Raw genomic sequence first — 15,679 nt, forward strand, 5'->3', positions numbered from 1 at the left:
CGTCCGGCTGCCGCTGCACCGGGCCACTGCCCCGCTCAGCGCGTCGCTCCGGACCGGCCGGACAACTCTGCCTCGTAGTCCGGCAGTTCGACGCTGCTGACCTGCTTGCCCAGCTCCAGCATCTTGTCCAGCGCCCACCGCCGGTTCAGCAGCGCGTTGCGGAACCGCAGCCCCCTCGGCGTGCGCGGCGCCAGGAACGGCCCGGTGCGGTCGCCGCCCTTCTGGCAGCCCTGCGCGTAGCCGCGCAGCAGCTTCTCGTAGCGCGCGAAGGCGGTGCGGTGGTCGCCGCGTGCGCGGGCCAGTTCGCCCGCCAGGACGTAGGCGGCGACCACGGCCGTTCCGGTGCCCATGCCGCCGATGGTCGCGCCGCAGGCGGCGTCGCCGATCAGGGCGGTCCGGCCGGTCGACCAAGCGGGCACGTCGGCCCGGCTGATCGAGTCGAAGTACAGCTCGGGAGCGGCGTCCAGGCTCTCCAGCAGCTGCGGCACCCGCCAGCCGAGGCCGGCGAAGGCGCCACGGATCAGCGCCTTCTGCTGCGCCGGGACGTGGCGGTCGTAGCGCAGTTCGGGCGAGGCGAAGAGGCAGAAGGCGCCCGCCCTGCTCCGGTCCCGGTGGCCGGCGCCGACCGACATCAGCCGGCCGGGGACGCTGAGGCCCACCGAGCCGGTCGGCAGTCCGAGCGTGTTCGGCAGCTGCCAGGTGGCCGCGTAGTAGCCGAGGTGGCGGACGTAGTCCTCCGCCGGGCCGAAGGCCAGCCGACGGACGGTGGAGTGCAGCCCGTCGGCGCCGATCACCAGGTCGAACTCCCTCGACTCACCGCGCCGGAAGGAGACCCGGACCCCGCTCGGCGTCTCGTCCAGTGCCGTGATGGTGTCGCCGAAGACGTACTCGGCGCGGGTGCTGCTGTGCCGGTACAGCAGCTGGGCGAGTTCGCCGCGCGGGACCTCCAGGTCACCGCCCGCGAACTCGGCCGGCAGGTGCAGCAGTTGACGACCATCGGCGTCCACGAAGGTCATCGGGCTGCCACCGGTGTCGAGCGCGCGCAGCTCGTCCAGGACGCCCATCCGCTCCAGCACGGTCAGGTGGGTGCGGCCGCGGAAGTCGACGTCCTGGCCGCCGCCGCGCAGGGCGGGGGCCAGCTCGACCACGGTGACCTCGAAGCCGTACCGGCCCAGCCAGTGGGCCAGCGCGGGGCCGGCGATGCTCGCACCCGAGATCAGGACCTTGGTGCTCATGGAGATCACTCCGTCACGAAGCCAGGAACTGTGTCCGGCGGACACTGTTCATTGCTGTGTACGGTAGACGCAGTTGGAGTGGATGGGCAACCCCCGAGGCAGCACGGGGCTTGACCCCAGGACAGGAGCAGACGATGGGCGAGGCGGCGAACGACATGGTGCGGCTCCTCTGGGGCCCGCCCGCCAAACCGACCCGCGGGCCGAAGCCAGCCCTCAGCCTGGAGCGGATCGCCTCGGCGGGCGTCGAGGTCGCGGACGCGGAAGGCCTGGCCGCGGTGTCGATGCAGAAGGTGGCCGGGCTGCTCGACTTCACCAAGATGTCGCTCTACCGCTACGTCCCCGGCAAGGCCGAACTCGTCGCGCTGATGGTGGAGTCGGCCGTCGACGCGCCCCCCGCACCCACGGAAGGCGCCGACTGGCGGGAACAACTCACCGCCTGGGCCCATCACTTGAGCGAAGCATTCGACCGGCACCCGTGGCTGCTGGACGCCACCGTCGGCCCCCGGGTGCTCGGCCCCAGGGAACTCGCCTGGCTGGAACGGGCGGTGGCCGCGCTCGACGGCCACGGCCTGACCGGGCCCGAGCGGATGGACGCCGCCGTGCTGCTCGCCGGACACGTGCGCGGAATCGCCGGGCAGTCCCGCGCCGCCGGCCCGGCGGGCTCACCGGAGGCCGAACTCCTCGCCGCCCTCGGCCCCGTGGTACGCACCCACGCCGACCGCTTCCCCGCCGTCGCAGCCGCCATGGCCGACCCGAACGGGCGCGACCAGGCCCTGGACTTCGGCCTGGAGCGCATCCTCGACGGCCTGGCCGCCCTGATCGCCCGCCGCTCGCAACAGCCCTAGGATCCGTCTGGGCACGCGCCCGGAAACCCCTCGGAGTGCGGCGTGCCCGCCCACCGGCATCACGCCCCAGGGCGAGGTCCGCGCACCTGACCGCCGCGGGCGAACACACCGCGGATCCGCCGGGCCGGGCTCCGGGCCGACAGCCGCGGCCAGGCCGAACTCCTGTCCGTCCTGGACCGGTCCGGGATGCGCCGGCGCGGCCCGGTGGCCGCCTGGCCCGCCCGCCTGGCCGCCCAGCCGGCCCCTGGCGTCCGGGAGGCGCTGGTCTGGGCCCTCGGCGGCCGGGCCACGCCGGGCGTCGCCGAACTGCCGGCCGGCCTGGCGGACGATCCGCACCCGGACGTCCGCTGGACGGGCCCGAGGCCGTCGCGACGGTCCGGGACCGCTGAGGCCCCGGCCGCCGTCACTCCTCCGGCGCTGCCGTCAGGAGACGCGCTTCAGCTGCCAGGTGTTGGCGTTGAAGCTCGGCACCGCCGAGTAGTTGCAGCCGGAGCTGTAGTAGCTGCTGACGATCGTCCAGCCCGCCGGCGGCCAGGTGGAGGCGCAGGCGTTGACCACGGTGCCGACCGGGTAGCCGGTCAGCTGCATGATCTTCTTGGAGTTGGGGTTGAACCCGGAGCCGCAGCCCGCGCTGTTCCACCACTGGACGTCCACGTAGCCGTCCGGCGTCAGCGTGGAGGAGCAGACGTTGGTGGTGTCACCGGGCGCGGCCTGGGCGGTACCCATGGTCAGGGTCAGCGCGGCGGCGGTACAGCCGAGGGTCAGGGCGGCGGCACGAAGACGTATCACGGGAGCGGCTCCTCCTTCTGACGCGGCGCTTCCGCGTCACGCCCATTCCTATCCGTGCCGCGGCCGCGGCGGACAGCGGATTTCCGGCCCGTCCGGCGGCGCGATCTCGCTCTTGCCAGCCGGGTACGGACCGCCCCATACTTCCGTGACCTGCAGTGTTCCCCGCCGACATGCCCGTCCGGCCGATCCGGGTGATCATGGGACGAACCGCGTCTCGGCGATTCGGCGCACGGGTCGGCTCCGGTCGGCTGCGGTGGCGCCCGGAAGGGTGGAGCGATGTTCCAGCTCCTGTGGATTCTGCTCATCGGCTTCGTGCTCGGCGTGCTCGCAAAGCTGATCCTGCGCGGGCCGCAGTCGATCCCCTGGTGGCTGACCATGCTGCTCGGCGCCGCCGGGGCCTGGCTCGGCAATGCCGTCTCGGGCTGGATCGGCGTCCGCCACACCTCGGGCATCGACTGGATCCGCCACATCCTGCAACTCGGCTTCGCCGTCGCCCTGGTGGCCTTCGTCGCACCCGCCTGGAGCAGGTCCCACCAGAGCCGCTGACCCGACAGCCCGACTGAACCGCCGGCCCGCGGGGCCCGCCGCTTCAACCCACGTGCACCGCCGGGCGGCGCGAGCGGTCCGGTTCGGCCTCGCGCAGCACCTCGCGCGTGACCGGCGCGATCTCCCCCTGCCCGAACAGGAAGAAGCGCAGGAACTGGGCGAACGGGTTGCCCTCGGTCCACTCGAAGTAGATGTGCGGCTGCTGCCCGGTGAGGTCGCGCACCTGCAGCAGCAGCGCGGCCAGCGCGTTGGGCACGCTGGAGCTCTGCAGCGACAGCACCCGGTACCGGTCGTGCAGCACCTCGCCGCGCACGGTCAGTTCGGCCTCGAAGTCGGACGGGTCCAGCACCGTGACCTCGACGAAGACCAGGTCGTCCTCGGCCGGGATGTCGTTGTCCCGGCGGATCTGGTGGATCTTGTCGCGGTACTCGGGCAGGTCCCGGCTGTTCGGCTCGTTGGCGATCAGCCGCAGCGGGCGGTGCATGTAGTCCCGGACGAACCGCTCCGCCACGTCGTCCAGCACCACGTCGGTGACGCGCAGTTCGAAGGCGCGCTTGAGCCGGGAGAGGAAGGAGACCAACATGATCCCCGCGATGAAGCAGGCGCCGATCTTGACGCCGTCCGGCCGCTCGGCGATGTTCACCGCCGTGGTGTAGAGGAACACGGCGGCGACCACCGCGAAGCCGGCCCGCCAGCGGCGCTGCCCCGCCTTGTGGGCGGCGATGGTCACGGCGATCGCCGCGGAGCTGATCAGCACCAGGACGCCGGTCGCGTACGCGCTGCCCTGGGCGTCGACGTTGGCGTCGAAGATCCAGGTGACCAGGAAGGCGATCAGGGTGAGGACGATGACCAGCGGCCGCACGGCCCGCGCCCAGTGCGGGGCCATGCCGTAGCGCGGCAGGTAGCGGGGCATCAGGTTGAGCATCCCGGCCATCGCGGAGGCACCGGCGAACCAGAGGATCGCGATGGTGGACAGGTCGTAGACGGTCCCGAAGGTGCTGCCCAGGTACTCGTGGGCGAGGAATGCGAGGGCTCGCCCGTTGGCTTCCCCGCCGGGCTTGAAGGCCTCGGCGGGGATCAGCACGGTGGTGATGAAGCTGGTCGCGATCAGGAAGCAGCTCATGATCACGGCCGCGGTGGTGAGCAGCTTGCGGGCGCCGCGGATCCGGCCCGCCGGGTTCTCCTCGGTGTCCTCCGGGTCGCCCTTGATGTGCGGCATCACGGCGACACCGGTCTCGAAGCCGGAGAGGCCGAGCGCGAGCTTGGGGAAGACGGTCAGCGCGACGCCGATCATCGCGATCACGTTGCCGTGCTCGGCGGTCAGTGCGTCCGCCCAGTCGGTGACCAGGTACGGCGCCTTCAGGACGTGCCAGAGGCCGTTGGCCACCACGACCACGTTCAGCACGAGGTACACGGCGACCAGCACGACGGCGACCCCGATCGCCTCACCGAAGCCCCGCAGGAACACCGCGCCGAGCAGGGCCACCAGGACCAGGGTGACCAGCATCTGCTTCCCGCCGAGCGCACTGCTCACGTGCGGGTTCTCCACCAGGTGGGCGGCGCCGTCGGCGGCCGACAGGGTGATGGTGATCATGAAGTCGGTGGCGGCGAACCCGAGCAGGGTCAGGACGAAGAGCTTCCCCTGCCAGAAGGAGAGGAGCCGCTCCAGCATCGCGATCGACCCCTCGCCGTGCGGGCTCTCCCGGGCCACCCGCCGGTAGACGGGGAGGGCTCCGAGCAGGGTGACGATCACCAGCACGACGGTCGCCACCGGGGACAGCAGTCCGGCGGCCAGGGCCGCGATGCCCGGCTGGTAGCCGAGGGTCGAGAAGTAGTCCACACCGGTCAGGCACATGACCCGCCACCAGCTCTGGCCCTCGTGTTCCGGTGCCTGGGCGTGCGGGCCGGGGTGCTGCTTGGCCATGTCCGCGAGGCCTTCCAGCAGCCAGGCCCGGAACCGGCCGCCCCTGGTCCGCGGCGGCACCCCCGCTGCGGACGAACCCGACGAGACCACGTACACCCCTGTCCACGACTCGGCCGGCCGCGTGCGGTCCCGGACCCCCTGTGGCCGCCGGACGGCGGGCCTGGTCAGGCTAGGTGACCGGATCGGCTCGGCCCGGGAACCCTGCGGACCAACACGCCAGGGTGCGCCCGTACGGCCCTCCCGGCCGGCGGGCGGCGTACGGCCGGGCCCGGCGGCCCGGCGCGTTGGGCCGTGTGCGTCCCCCGTAAGAGGGGAGGATGTCGGCGCGCGTTGACGCCAGGGTTGACGCAGGGGGTTGACACACCACAGGTGCGGGCCTCGTCGGCGCGGGCCGACGGGCACAGCTGCGAACCACAGGGAGGCCACGGTGGCGGAACCGAGCCGGCGCGGGATTCTGGGCCTGGGCCTGATGGCGGCCGCCGTCACGTCCTGCGGCGCCCGTCACCCCGAGGCGGCCCCCGCCCCGCACCCCTCCGGCCCACCCGGAGCGGACGGCCCGGACGGCCCCACCCCGGCCGGCCGCAAGGCCGACCCAGCCAACGAGCAGGCCCTGCCCGGCACACCCGGCTGGGAGATCACCGACCCCGGCCCGGACTCCGCCATCGAGGGCTTCGCCGACCGGGTCAGCGTGCTACCCGGCGAGCCCTTCGGCCTGCACGTCTCCACCCCCGCCGCCGCCTTCACCGTCTCCGCCTACCGGATGGGCTGGTACGGCGGCGCCCGCGCCCGCCTGGTCTGGCGCCGCGAGCACGTCCCCGGCGGCCGGCAGGCAGCCCCGCACGTCGACCCCGCGACCCGCACCGTGCTGACCGGCTGGCCGCGCACCCTCGCCGTGGACACCACCGGCTGGCCCGAAGGCGCCTACCTGCTGCGCCTGGACGCCGAGGACGGCACCGGCCGCCGCTACGTCCCGCTCACCGTCCGCTCGGCCGCCACCGCCGGGAAGACCGTGATCATGAGCGCCCCGGCGACCTGGCAGGCCTACAACGAGTGGGGCGGCCACAGCCTCTACAACGGCCCGACCGGCGGCCTGGCCACCCGCTCGCTGAAGGTCGTCTTCGACCGGCCGTACGACTACGACCACGGCGCGGGGCTGTTCCTGGTCTACGAGGCGCCGCTGGTCGCGCTCGCCGAGCGGCTGGGCCTGCCGCTCGCCTACACCACCGGCATCGACGTGGCCCGCGAGCCGGGGCTGCTGGACGGCGCGACCACCGTGGTGTCACTCGGTCACGACGAGTACTGGTCCCCCGAACAGCGCGCCCACGTGACCGCGGCCCGCGACGCCGGGACCAACCTGGCGATCCTGGGCGCCAACTGCTGCTTCCGCCGGGTCCGCTTCGAGCCGACCGACCTCGGCCCGGAGCGCACGGTGGTCTGCTACAAGGACGCCTGGGCGCAGGACCCGGGCCATCAGGCGGGTGCCCCGGCGACCACCGACTTCCGGGCCGGCCCGGGCGCCGACCCGGAGAGCTCGATGCTCGGCGTGATCTACGACGGCTACCCGGTGGACGCCCCGTACGTGGTCACCTCACCCGGTCACTGGGCCTTCGAGGGGACGGGGGTCACGGCGGGCGCGTCCTTCCCGCACCTGGTCGGCGTCGAGTACGACCGGGTGAACAGCGACTTTCCCACCCCGCGCCCGATCGAGGTGATCGCCCACTCCCCGGTGGTCTGCGAGGGCCGCCACTCGCACGCCGACACCGCCTACTACACCGTGCCCGGCGGCGCCGGGGTCTTCGCCTCCGGCACGATGCGCTGGGTCGAGACCCTCGACGCGACCGGCCCCGGCGGCGGCAAGGCCGACCACGGCATCGACTCCCGGGCGGGGGACCTGGTCCGCAAGGTCACCGAGAACGTCCTGCGCGCCTTCGCCGCCGGCCCGGCCGCCCGTACCCACCCCGCCCAGGACAACCTCGCATCCGTCTACGGCCCGGCGTAACGCGGCCCGTCGCGCCCGAACGGATCGCCGGGCCCGGTCCACCCCACCGACCGGGCGCCCCCGGACCGGAGAAGGATCACGCCCCCGATACACTCGCACGGTCCAAGCAGCGTAGGTCGTCCAGCAGATCCGGACCGGTGTGGCACCGCGGCCGGCCGACGAGGATAACGAGGGAACAGAACATGGTCGAGGCCTCCCCCAAGGTCGTGGTGGTCGTCCCCACCTACAACGAGCGGGAGAACCTCCCGGTCCTCGCGGGGCTGCTCGCGGAACTCCCGGTGCCGAACCTGCACCTGCTGGTGGTCGACGACAACTCCCCCGACGGCACCGGCGAGCTCGCCGACAAGCTCGCCGCGGACTCCGGCGGCACCGTCGGCGTGCTGCACCGCACCGAGAAGAACGGCCTCGGCCGCGCCTACCTGGCCGGCATGGACCGGGCCCTGGCCGAGGGCGCCGAGATCGTGGTCCAGATGGACGCCGACCTCTCGCACCCGGCCGCGGTGATACCCGAGATGGTGCGCACGCTGCTCACCGGCGACACCGCCGTGGTGCTCGGCTCCCGCTACGTCCCCGGCGGCTCGACGGCCACCGAGTGGCCCTGGCACCGCAAGGCGCTGTCCGCCTGGGCCAACTTCTACGTCAACGCCATCCTCGGGTTGGGCGTCAAGGACGCCACCGCCGGGTTCAAGGCCTGGCGCGCGGAGACCCTGCGCGCCATCGACCTGCCCACCGTGCAGAGCAACGGCTACTCGTTCCAGGTCGAGATGAACTACCGGGTGGTCAAGCAGGGCATGACGATCCGCGAGGTGCCGATCCGCTTCGAGGAGCGGATCGAGGGCGCCTCGAAGATGAGCGTCGGAGTGCAGGTCGAGTCCGCGCTGGCGCCCTGGAAGCTCCGCTTCAAGCGCGGCGACTGAGGGGTCATACGGGTGCCGGGCGGGCCGCGGAGCAGTGTGAACGGCGGCTGCGGGGAAAGAAGGGCCTCATGGCCCTTCTCCCGGAGTCCCTCACGGCTCTGATCCGCCGCGGCGCCCGAGACCCCTTCGTGGTCCAGACCTTCCGGGCCACCGTCGCAGCCACCATCTCCTACGCGGTGGCGACGCAGCTCAGCAGCGAGCCCGCTCCGCTGACGGCACCGCTGACCGCGCTGCTGGTCGTCCAGGTCACCGTCTACTCCACGCTGAAGACCAGCATCCGCCGGGTCAACTCGGTGGTGGTCGGGGTGCTGATCGCGATCGGCTTCAGCGCCGTGGTCGGGCTCTCCTGGTGGAGCCTCGGGCTGATCATCCTGGCCTCGCTGGTCGTCGGCCGGTTCGTCCGGGTCGAGGAGTTCGTCCAGGAGGTCGCGATCAGCGCGATGCTGATCCTGGGCGTCACCAAACTGGCCTCGCAGGCCTGGGACCGGGTGCTGGAGACGGTCATCGGCGCCGTCGTGGGCCTGCTGTTCAACCTGCTGTTCGCACCGCCGGTCTGGGTGGACACCGCCGGGGAGTCGATCGAGGACCTCGCCCGGCGGGCCCGCCGACTGCTGCTCGGCATCGCCGAGGAGCTGGGCCGGCCCATCCCCGTGGCCAGGGCCGCCGAGCGGCTGCACGAGGCCCGCCGGCTGGACCAGGCGATCTCCGAGGTGGACGCGGCGCTGCGCCAGGCCGAGGACAGCCTGCGGTTCAACCCGCGGATCAGCGAGGGGCTGCTGTCCCGGCTGGTGCTGCGCACCGGGCTGGACACGCTGGAGATCTGCGTCGTCGTGGTCCGGGTGCTGGCCCGCTCGCTGACCGACCTGGCCAAGAGGCGCGCCCCCGGCGAACGGCTCTTCCCGCCGGACGTCGCGGTGGGCCTGGAGGAGCTGCTGGACCACGTCGGCGGGGCGGTGGTGAGTTTCGCCGTGCTGGTCACCACCCAGGTGAGCCGCGACGCCGAGGAGGCGGAGGGCCGGCTGACGGCCGAACTGGCGGCGGCCTGGGCCTGCCGGGAGAACGTCGCCCAGGTGCTGCTGCGCAAGGTCCAGGAGCATCCGGAGGCCTGGCAGCTGCACGGTTCGATACTGGCCGAGGTGGACCGGATCCTGGACGAGCTGGATCTGGAGCACCGCAGCCGGCGGCTGATGGAGGAGCTGGACCGGGCCTCGGTGTCGAACCGGGAGCGGTTCGCGCGCTTCGCCGGGCTGCGCCGCTTCCTGCGCGGCGAGCGGGGCCGGGGCCGGGGCCGGGCGAGGCGGAAGCGCCCGGCGGCGGAGGCCGGGCGCTGACCCGGCGCTCCCCTCGCCGGTGTTCTCCGTGGATCCGGTGTTCTCCGTGGATCCGGTGCTTTCACCGGCCGGGGGAACACCCGGGACTTCGGGGCCTCAGGGCATCAGCCAGGGCTGCTGCGGGAGCGGGTGGCCGGTCTCCAGGTAGGTCTTGAGGTTGGAGAGCACCGCCGACCATCCCTGCTCCGCGTCCGCCCGCTCGGCCTCGTCGGCCAGGTTCTCGTGGGTGACGGTGAGCCGGGTGAGGTCCTGCCAGCTCCGGATCTCGAAGGTGACCCGGGAGGGCCCGCCCGGGCGCTGCTCCTGCGGCCCGGCCCAGGTGGTGACCAGCCGGTGCGGGCGGTCGGCGGCCTCCACGATGCCGATGACGTCGGCGATCCCGGAGCCGTCGCTGCGCTGGTGCTCCCAGGGCGTGCCGGGCAGCCAGGTCGAGACGTTGCGGTGGCCCCAGTAGAGGCCGGACTCGTCGGCGTTGGTGAGCGCGTGCCAGACCCGCTCGGGGGTGGCCCGCAGGTAGACGATGCTGCGGTGCGTCAAGGCGGCCACGGCTCAGCCCTCGGCCGCGTCGAGCAGCGGCTGGATGTCGAGCTTCTGCATCCGCAGCATGGTCGCCATCACGCGGTCGGCCTTGGCCCGGTCCTCGCCGCCGACCAGGTCGAGCAGGACGCGCGGGGTGATCTGCCAGGACAGGCCGAAGCGGTCCTTGAGCCAGCCGCACGGGCCCTCCTGGCCGCCGTCGGCGGTGAGCGCGGCCCAGAGGCGGTCGACCTCCTCCTGGTCGTCGCACTCCACCTGCAGCGAGACGGCCTCGGTGAAGGTGAACTCCGGGCCCCCGTTGAGGGCCACGTACTCCCGGCCGGCGAGTTCGAAGTCGACGGTCATGACCGAGCCGGGCACGCCGGGGCCGGCCTCGCCGTAGCGGGTGACGCGGGTGATGCGGGAGTCGGGGAACAGCGAGGTGTAGAAGGCGGCGGCCTCTTCGGCCCGGTCGTCGTACCAGAGGAAGGTGGCGATCTTCTGCATGCGCCGACGGTAGCGGCGGGGTCGGAGCGGTGGGCCGAGCCACGGCCGGGGGTCACCGGTTCGGCGCCCCCGGCCGCGGCCGGGCCGTGGATCAGTGCACCCAGCCCGCGTAGCGCCGGGCGAAGCGCTGCCCGGTGTGCGCGGTCACGATGACGTCGTAGCGGCCCTGCGGGTCGAGCGGCCAGGCCAGTTCGGCCTGCTTGCCGGGCTTGACCCAGACGGTCTGCGCGGTGCCCGCGAAGTCGTTGGGCGCGGCGGTGAAGGCCACGTCGGTCATCCCGTCGTTGGCCAGCTGGAGGCGGAGCTTGCCGTTGTCGCGCAGGTCGGCGGTGACGATCGGCACCCCGACGTCGTTCTGGCCGTCCTGCCCGTCGCGGACCACGGTGCCGGCGAAGCGGCGCACGAAGCCGTCCGGGCCGTGGACGGTGAAGTCGTAGCGGCCGCCGGTGGCGGCGGCGTCCCAGACGTACCGGGCGGTGGCGCCGGGGGCGACGGTGGAGGGGGTGCCCGCGAAGGGGAGCACGATGTTCGGATAGACGGTGTAGGGGAAGGCCACCGAACCGTCGTTGCTCATCGTGCAGGTGACCTTGCCGGTCCTGCGGTCCACCTCGACGTCGGCCCACGGCTGGTAGGGCAGCGGGCGGTGCGGACGCTCGCCGCGCTCCTGGACCGGCATCGACTGGGCCCCGACCGCCGGCAGGGCGACACCGGGCAGCTTGGTGCCCGCGTCGGCCTTGGCCATCAGGGCCTTGGTGTCGGGCAGCTTCGGGAGCGAGTACTCGGGGGCGGCGAAGTCGAAGCAGCTGGTGAGGTCGCCGCAGACGGCGCGGCGCCAGGCCGAGATGTTGGGCTCGGCCACGCCGGTGACCTGCTCCATGAAGCGCAGCACCGAAGTGTGGTCGAAGACCTGGGAGTTGACCCAACCGCCGCGCGACCACGGGGAAACGACCCAGAGCGGGACGCGGTTGCCGAGGCCGATGGCCCGTCCGTGGGTGAACTCCTCGGGGGTGCCGGGCTCGGGGTGGGCGGGACCATGTGGTCGAAGTAGCCGTCGTTCTCGTCGTACATGACCAGGAAGACGGTGTGCCGCCAGACGTCCGGGTTGGACATCAGCGACTGCAGGGCCTGGTCGACCCAGTGCGCGCCGTAGGCGGGGCCGGCCTCCGGGTGTTCGGAGAACAGGTAGGGCGCGACCAGCCAGGAGACGGTCGGCAGGGTGCCGTCCTTGCAGTGCCGGTCGAAGTCGGCCGGGTCGAACTTGGTCATCGCGTTGATGTAACGCGGGTCGTCCTGCGGGAAGTTGTGGAACTGCTTGAAGTACGAGAGCGCGTTGTCGTCGTAGTCGCCGATGCGGTCGTCCTTGCTGGGGTTGTGGTAGACGCGCCAGCTGACGCCGGCCGCCTCCAGGCGCTCGGCGTAGGTGGTCCAGTCGGCGACGGGGTTGTCGGTGACCGGGGTGTTGTCGATCCAGGGGCCGGTGGTGCCGTCGCGGCCGGGGCCGGCGGTGCCGGTCCACAGGTAGAGGCGGTTGGGGTCGGTGGGGCCGGCGAGGGAGGTGAAGTAGGCGTCGCAGAGGGTGAACGCGTCGGCCAGGGCGTACTGGTAGGGGATGTCGTCCCGGGTGAAGTAGCCCATGGTGCGCTCGCCCTTGGCGGCGATCCACTTGTTCATCGCGCCGTTGTTGATGGCCTGGTGACCGGTCGCCCAGTCGTGGGCGAGGCCGCCGGCGTTCTGCGCGTTGTACTTGGCGGTGTCCATCCGGTACGGCAGCATCACCCCGCCGTCGCTGCGGCGGCTGTCGGGCTGGCGGAAGACGTCGGTGCCGTCGGGGAACTGCAGCGCCTGCTTGTCGCCGAAGCCGCGGACACCGGCGAGGGTGCCGAAGTAGTGGTCGAAGGAACGGTTCTCCTGCATCAGGACGACGATGTGCTTGACGTCCTTGATGGTCCCGGTGAGCCGGTCCGCCCCGGCGGGGGCGGGTGCGGCCTCGGCCGGCGCGGCCGCCAGGCCGGTCAGGGCGGTGGCGCCGACGGCCGCGGTGGCGCCGACGAAGGTGCGGCGGGAGAGCTCGGGCATCACGAACTGGCCTCTCGGAGCTGGTGGGTGTCAGAGCTGGTGGATGTCAGAGCTGGAAGGTGGCGACGGCGGCGGCGGTGTCGGAGGGCCACTCGTTGGCGGCCGCGTTCGGCTCGGGCTGCGGCCAGTCGGCGACCAGGGTGTGCGCCTCGACCAGCTTCAGCGGGCCCGCGTACTGGACGTAGTCGATGCGGTCCTGCGGCTCGGGCCGGTCGCCGCGCCGTTTGCGGGTCGGCGACCAGGTGGCGCCCGGGGCCTTCGCCGGGTCGGGGCACTCCTCGCGGAAGGCGTCGGTGAGCCCGGCGGCCTGCAGGGCCACGGTGACCGGCCAGTTCAGCGGGCCGACCCCGCCGTGGGCGGCGGCGGTGGCGGCCGTCCAGTCCAGGTGGGAGGGCGAGGAGAGCGCACCGGCCAGGACGACCGGGACGTGCCGGGCGATGTCCGCGCCCACGGCGGCGGCGAGCGCCCTGGCCTGCTTCAGCCGCAGCGAGCCGTTCTCGGCGGCCTCCACCTGGGCGGCGGTCCGGCCGTCCTGGACGGCGTACGGGCCGTAGTCCGCCTCGTCCAGGTGCGCGGCCCAGAAGCGGACGCTGCGACCGCCGGGCAGTCGGACGGTGGCCGCGGCGGCGGGCAGGTCGGCGGTCGGCGCGGTGACGTCCGCGAGCGGGTGGCGGCTGAGGATGCCGATGCTGCCCGGGCTCTGGTAGGCGTACCAGCCGAGGGCGTCGGCCAGGGTCCGGGCTCGCTCCCCTGCCGTCTCCTGGAGGGCGAGCACGTCCAGGCCCTGGGAGAGGACCACGCGCACCTGCTTCTCCAGCGCGTCGGTGTGGGTCGCGCCCGCGTCGTGCAGGTTCCAGCCGGCGACCTTGAGCCGGGGCCGGGCGGCCGGGTCGACGACCGGGACCAGGACGGTGACGGTGTCGGTGGCGCCCGCGCTGTCCTTGACGCCGACGACGACCGGCTCGGGGTTCCGGCCGGGGGTGTCGGGGGCGGTGCCGGTGAGCGTGCCGTCGGCGCTCACCGAGGCCCAGGCCGGGCCGCTGACCTTGCGGAAGACGGCGGAGCCGGGCGGGTTACCTGCCGGGCGGCACCACAGGCCGCCGAGCCCGATCCGGACGGCGGCGCCCGGCGCGGCGGGCGTGGCGGTGAGGGAGTCGACGGCGGCGTGCGGGCGGACGACGACCGGCTTGGGGCGGAAGTCGAACGGGGCGGTCCGGGCCAGGATGCCGTAACCGTCCTTGGCGAGCAGGTAGGCGGTGTACGGGCCGCCGGTCAGCGCGGAGGTGTCGAGCTGGACGTCCCCGGAGGCGCCGGGGGTGTACTTCCACAGGAGCGAGGAGCCGGTGCCGGGTTGGCGGCTGCCGTCGTAGATGCCGACCCAGTTCTTGGCGTCGGGGGCGTCGGTGCTCCAGTGGAAGGTGAGCCGGTCGCCTTCGGTGGGGTCGGTGGAGGTGGTGAGGGTCAGGGCGCTGCCTGCGGCCACGGTTGTCCTGTCCGCCGGGCCGGCCGCGGTCGGTCCGCCGGGGGACGGCTCGCCGGGGCCGGGTACGGCTGGTCACGGAGTCGGGGAGAAGGAGGGCACCCGCAGTTGGCTGTACAACTGCGGGCCGCGCTCATTCACCCGAAGGCCGGCGACCGGCGCATGAACGACGCGTGACGGAGCGTCGGGCGGTTCGGGAACTTCGGCGGGCGGGGGCGGGAAGCCCCTCCCTCAGGCCCTGCCGGGCGGGCTCGGCGGCGGGCTCAGCGGCGGGCCAGGCGGCGCTCGCCACCGGCGCCGGTCGCGTACGGGAGTTCGTAGTGCGCGAACACGGCGGGCTCGTCCTCGGCGGGCAGGATGTCGTCGGTGCCGATCGCCGGGGCGTCCTTGATCAGGTTCTTCGGGTACGCCACCCGCACGTAGTCCGGTCCGACGACCGCGCCCACCAACGGGACGAAAGCCAGCCGGCGCCGACCGGCGAAGCCCACCGCGACGGTGGCGAAGAACGGCTCGTCGCTGGCCGTCTCCACGTAGACCGACTCCAGCGTGCCGACGCGGTGGTTCTTCTCGTCGACCACGGCATGGCCGCGCCACTCGCGGATGTCTGCCATTGCGATTCCCACGGTCCGGACCTCCCGTCGCCGGCTGCTCCACCCGCCCGGCTGCGCCATCGCCCGCTTCGGTTCCGGGCTCGCCGCCCCGGGACTTCCATCCTGCGCCGGGACGGGCGGGGGCGCTCGGCGAGCCCCTGGGGGCCGGTCCGACGAGACGGAAAGGACCTCCGGCAGACGCTGGAGCTGTCGTGAGACGGCGTGGTCGGACGACCGGCCCGTTCCCGAAACGAGGTCACCCGAGAGGTCAGAGGCCGACCTGGATCTCGGCGCGGTGTCGGATGTACTCGTCGGGGTGCAGGCGGGCGATCGCGACCGCGGACTCCACCAGGGCGTGCAGTTCCCTGGGGTAGGCGCGCGGCACGAGCGGGAGGCCGGGGAGGATGCAGCGGCGGACGTCCAGGTCCTCGTTGGCGACGAACTCGCGCAGTGCGGTCTCGTACCAGGTGTCCCGGACGCTCGCGCCCTCGTCGGCGACGGCGCCGTTGCGGCCGTCGCCGACCGACAGGGCCGTCCAGTACCAGGCGCGGGCGGCGCCGGCGCGCTCCGGGTTGGTGCCGGTGCGCAGGTAACCGAGCAGGGCGAGACGGACCCGGCGCTGGCCGAAGGCGAGCAGGGCGGGCTCGACGAAGCGCCGGTTGAAGCTCGGGTTGGGGTCGTGGACCGCCGCCTCCACCAGCGCCTCGAAGTACTCCTCGGGCAGCTCGGAGCGCCCGGCGACGGCCTTGTGGACCTCCCAGCGGGCCGAGCTCTGGTAGTCGGGCCCGGGTGCGACCTCGACCCCGATCAGGCGGAGCAGACGCGCGAGCCGGAGGTCGAACGCCGGCGGTTCGCCCGCCGTGCGCCCGGGCAACGGCTGGAGAATCCGCACCTCGCCGGCCGTGTCCTTGGTTTCCACGAACA

Annotated in this window: 14 protein-coding genes and 1 pseudogene; 5 read left to right on the forward strand and 10 right to left on the reverse strand. The window is 73.2% G+C overall.

The window, feature by feature from the left end; genetic code table 11:
- Window positions 1-35 precede the first annotated feature (35 nt).
- Entirely contained in the window at window positions 36-1,235 is a 1,200-nt protein-coding gene (locus BX285_RS35730; RefSeq protein ID WP_121179667.1) for an FAD-dependent monooxygenase, read from the reverse strand.
- 134 nt (window positions 1,236-1,369) lie between these two features.
- Here BX285_RS35730 and BX285_RS35735 point away from each other — a divergent pair, with 134 nt between their 5' ends.
- On the forward strand, window positions 1,370-2,080 hold the full coding sequence (locus tag BX285_RS35735) for a TetR/AcrR family transcriptional regulator (RefSeq protein ID WP_121179668.1): 711 nt from the start codon (window positions 1,370-1,372) through the stop codon (window positions 2,078-2,080).
- Between the two features lie 423 nt (window positions 2,081-2,503).
- On the opposite strand, the gene BX285_RS35740 is transcribed toward BX285_RS35735, so the two are convergent.
- Window positions 2,504-2,869: a hypothetical protein gene (locus tag BX285_RS35740; protein ID WP_097234634.1), complete on the reverse strand. Its 366-nt coding sequence runs from the start codon at window positions 2,867-2,869 to the stop codon at window positions 2,504-2,506.
- Between the two features lie 276 nt (window positions 2,870-3,145).
- Between BX285_RS35740 and BX285_RS35745 the strand changes: the two genes are divergently transcribed.
- A complete protein-coding gene (locus tag BX285_RS35745) occupies window positions 3,146-3,415 on the forward strand; it encodes a GlsB/YeaQ/YmgE family stress response membrane protein (protein WP_097234635.1) in 270 nt (89 codons plus the stop codon).
- A 43-nt stretch (window positions 3,416-3,458) separates the two neighbouring features.
- Here BX285_RS35745 and BX285_RS35750 read toward each other — a convergent pair whose 3' ends face one another.
- A complete protein-coding gene (locus tag BX285_RS35750) occupies window positions 3,459-5,339 on the reverse strand; it encodes an amino acid transporter (RefSeq protein ID WP_259471004.1) in 1,881 nt (626 codons plus the stop codon).
- A 427-nt stretch (window positions 5,340-5,766) separates the two neighbouring features.
- Here BX285_RS35750 and BX285_RS35755 point away from each other — a divergent pair, with 427 nt between their 5' ends.
- From BX285_RS35755 to BX285_RS35765, 3 genes are all read left to right on the forward strand, one after another.
- Entirely contained in the window at window positions 5,767-7,338 is a 1,572-nt protein-coding gene (locus BX285_RS35755) for a N,N-dimethylformamidase beta subunit family domain-containing protein (protein WP_220784029.1), read from the forward strand.
- A 182-nt stretch (window positions 7,339-7,520) separates the two neighbouring features.
- The gene (locus BX285_RS35760) at window positions 7,521-8,255 is read left to right on the forward strand and encodes a polyprenol monophosphomannose synthase (RefSeq protein WP_097234636.1); all 735 of its coding nucleotides are present in this window, start codon (window positions 7,521-7,523) and stop codon (window positions 8,253-8,255) included.
- A 68-nt stretch (window positions 8,256-8,323) separates the two neighbouring features.
- Complete coding sequence (locus BX285_RS35765; RefSeq protein WP_121179669.1) at window positions 8,324-9,586, forward strand: aromatic acid exporter family protein; 1,263 nt, start codon at window positions 8,324-8,326, stop codon at window positions 9,584-9,586.
- A 96-nt stretch (window positions 9,587-9,682) separates the two neighbouring features.
- Here BX285_RS35765 and BX285_RS35770 read toward each other — a convergent pair whose 3' ends face one another.
- The 7 genes and pseudogenes from BX285_RS35770 to BX285_RS35795 all read right to left on the reverse strand — a co-directional run bounded on the left by BX285_RS35770 (window position 9,683) and on the right by BX285_RS35795 (window position 15,674).
- Window positions 9,683-10,132: an SRPBCC family protein gene (locus tag BX285_RS35770; protein WP_097234638.1), complete on the reverse strand. Its 450-nt coding sequence runs from the start codon at window positions 10,130-10,132 to the stop codon at window positions 9,683-9,685.
- 3 nt (window positions 10,133-10,135) lie between these two features.
- Complete coding sequence (locus BX285_RS35775) at window positions 10,136-10,609, reverse strand: VOC family protein (RefSeq protein ID WP_097234639.1); 474 nt, start codon at window positions 10,607-10,609, stop codon at window positions 10,136-10,138.
- Window positions 10,610-10,700: 91 nt separating this feature from the next.
- Window positions 10,701-11,468 carry a phospholipase domain-containing protein gene (locus tag BX285_RS39015; protein ID WP_259471037.1) on the reverse strand — a complete coding sequence of 256 codons (768 nt, stop codon included), beginning with the start codon at window positions 11,466-11,468 and terminating at the stop codon, window positions 10,701-10,703.
- Between the two features lie 57 nt (window positions 11,469-11,525).
- Window positions 11,526-12,685: pseudogene (locus BX285_RS39025) on the reverse strand (alkaline phosphatase family protein); the annotation flags it as partial.
- A gap of 46 nt (window positions 12,686-12,731) precedes the next feature.
- Window positions 12,732-14,168, reverse strand: a complete 1,437-nt coding sequence (locus BX285_RS37815) for an endonuclease/exonuclease/phosphatase family protein (RefSeq protein WP_183107365.1) — start codon at window positions 14,166-14,168, stop codon at window positions 12,732-12,734.
- Window positions 14,169-14,428: 260 nt separating this feature from the next.
- Window positions 14,429-14,776, reverse strand: a complete 348-nt coding sequence (locus BX285_RS35790) for a PRC-barrel domain-containing protein (protein ID WP_097234642.1) — start codon at window positions 14,774-14,776, stop codon at window positions 14,429-14,431.
- A 247-nt stretch (window positions 14,777-15,023) separates the two neighbouring features.
- A complete protein-coding gene (locus BX285_RS35795) occupies window positions 15,024-15,674 on the reverse strand; it encodes a hypothetical protein (protein ID WP_259471005.1) in 651 nt (216 codons plus the stop codon).
- Between the last annotated feature and the right edge of the window lie 5 nt (window positions 15,675-15,679).

The organism is Streptomyces sp. 1114.5 (assembly GCF_003635085.1).
Classification (GTDB): domain Bacteria; phylum Actinomycetota; class Actinomycetes; order Streptomycetales; family Streptomycetaceae; genus Kitasatospora.

Bases quoted from the DNA above. Each gene is read 5' to 3' on its own strand.
- BX285_RS35730 (WP_121179667.1), bottom strand. From the start codon at position 1,235: ATGAGCACCAAGGTCCTGATCTCGGGTGCGAGCATCGCCGGCCCCGCG.
- BX285_RS35735 (WP_121179668.1), top strand. From the start codon at position 1,370: ATGGGCGAGGCGGCGAACGACATGGTGCGGCTCCTCTGGGGCCCGCCC.
- BX285_RS35745 (WP_097234635.1), top strand. From the start codon at position 3,146: ATGTTCCAGCTCCTGTGGATTCTGCTCATCGGCTTCGTGCTCGGCGTG.
- BX285_RS35750 (WP_259471004.1), bottom strand. From the start codon at position 5,339: ATGGCCAAGCAGCACCCCGGCCCGCACGCCCAGGCACCGGAACACGAG.
- BX285_RS35760 (WP_097234636.1), top strand. From the start codon at position 7,521: ATGGTCGAGGCCTCCCCCAAGGTCGTGGTGGTCGTCCCCACCTACAAC.
- BX285_RS35765 (WP_121179669.1), top strand. From the start codon at position 8,324: ATGGCCCTTCTCCCGGAGTCCCTCACGGCTCTGATCCGCCGCGGCGCC.
- BX285_RS35775 (WP_097234639.1), bottom strand. From the start codon at position 10,609: ATGCAGAAGATCGCCACCTTCCTCTGGTACGACGACCGGGCCGAAGAG.
- BX285_RS35790 (WP_097234642.1), bottom strand. From the start codon at position 14,776: ATGGCAGACATCCGCGAGTGGCGCGGCCATGCCGTGGTCGACGAGAAG.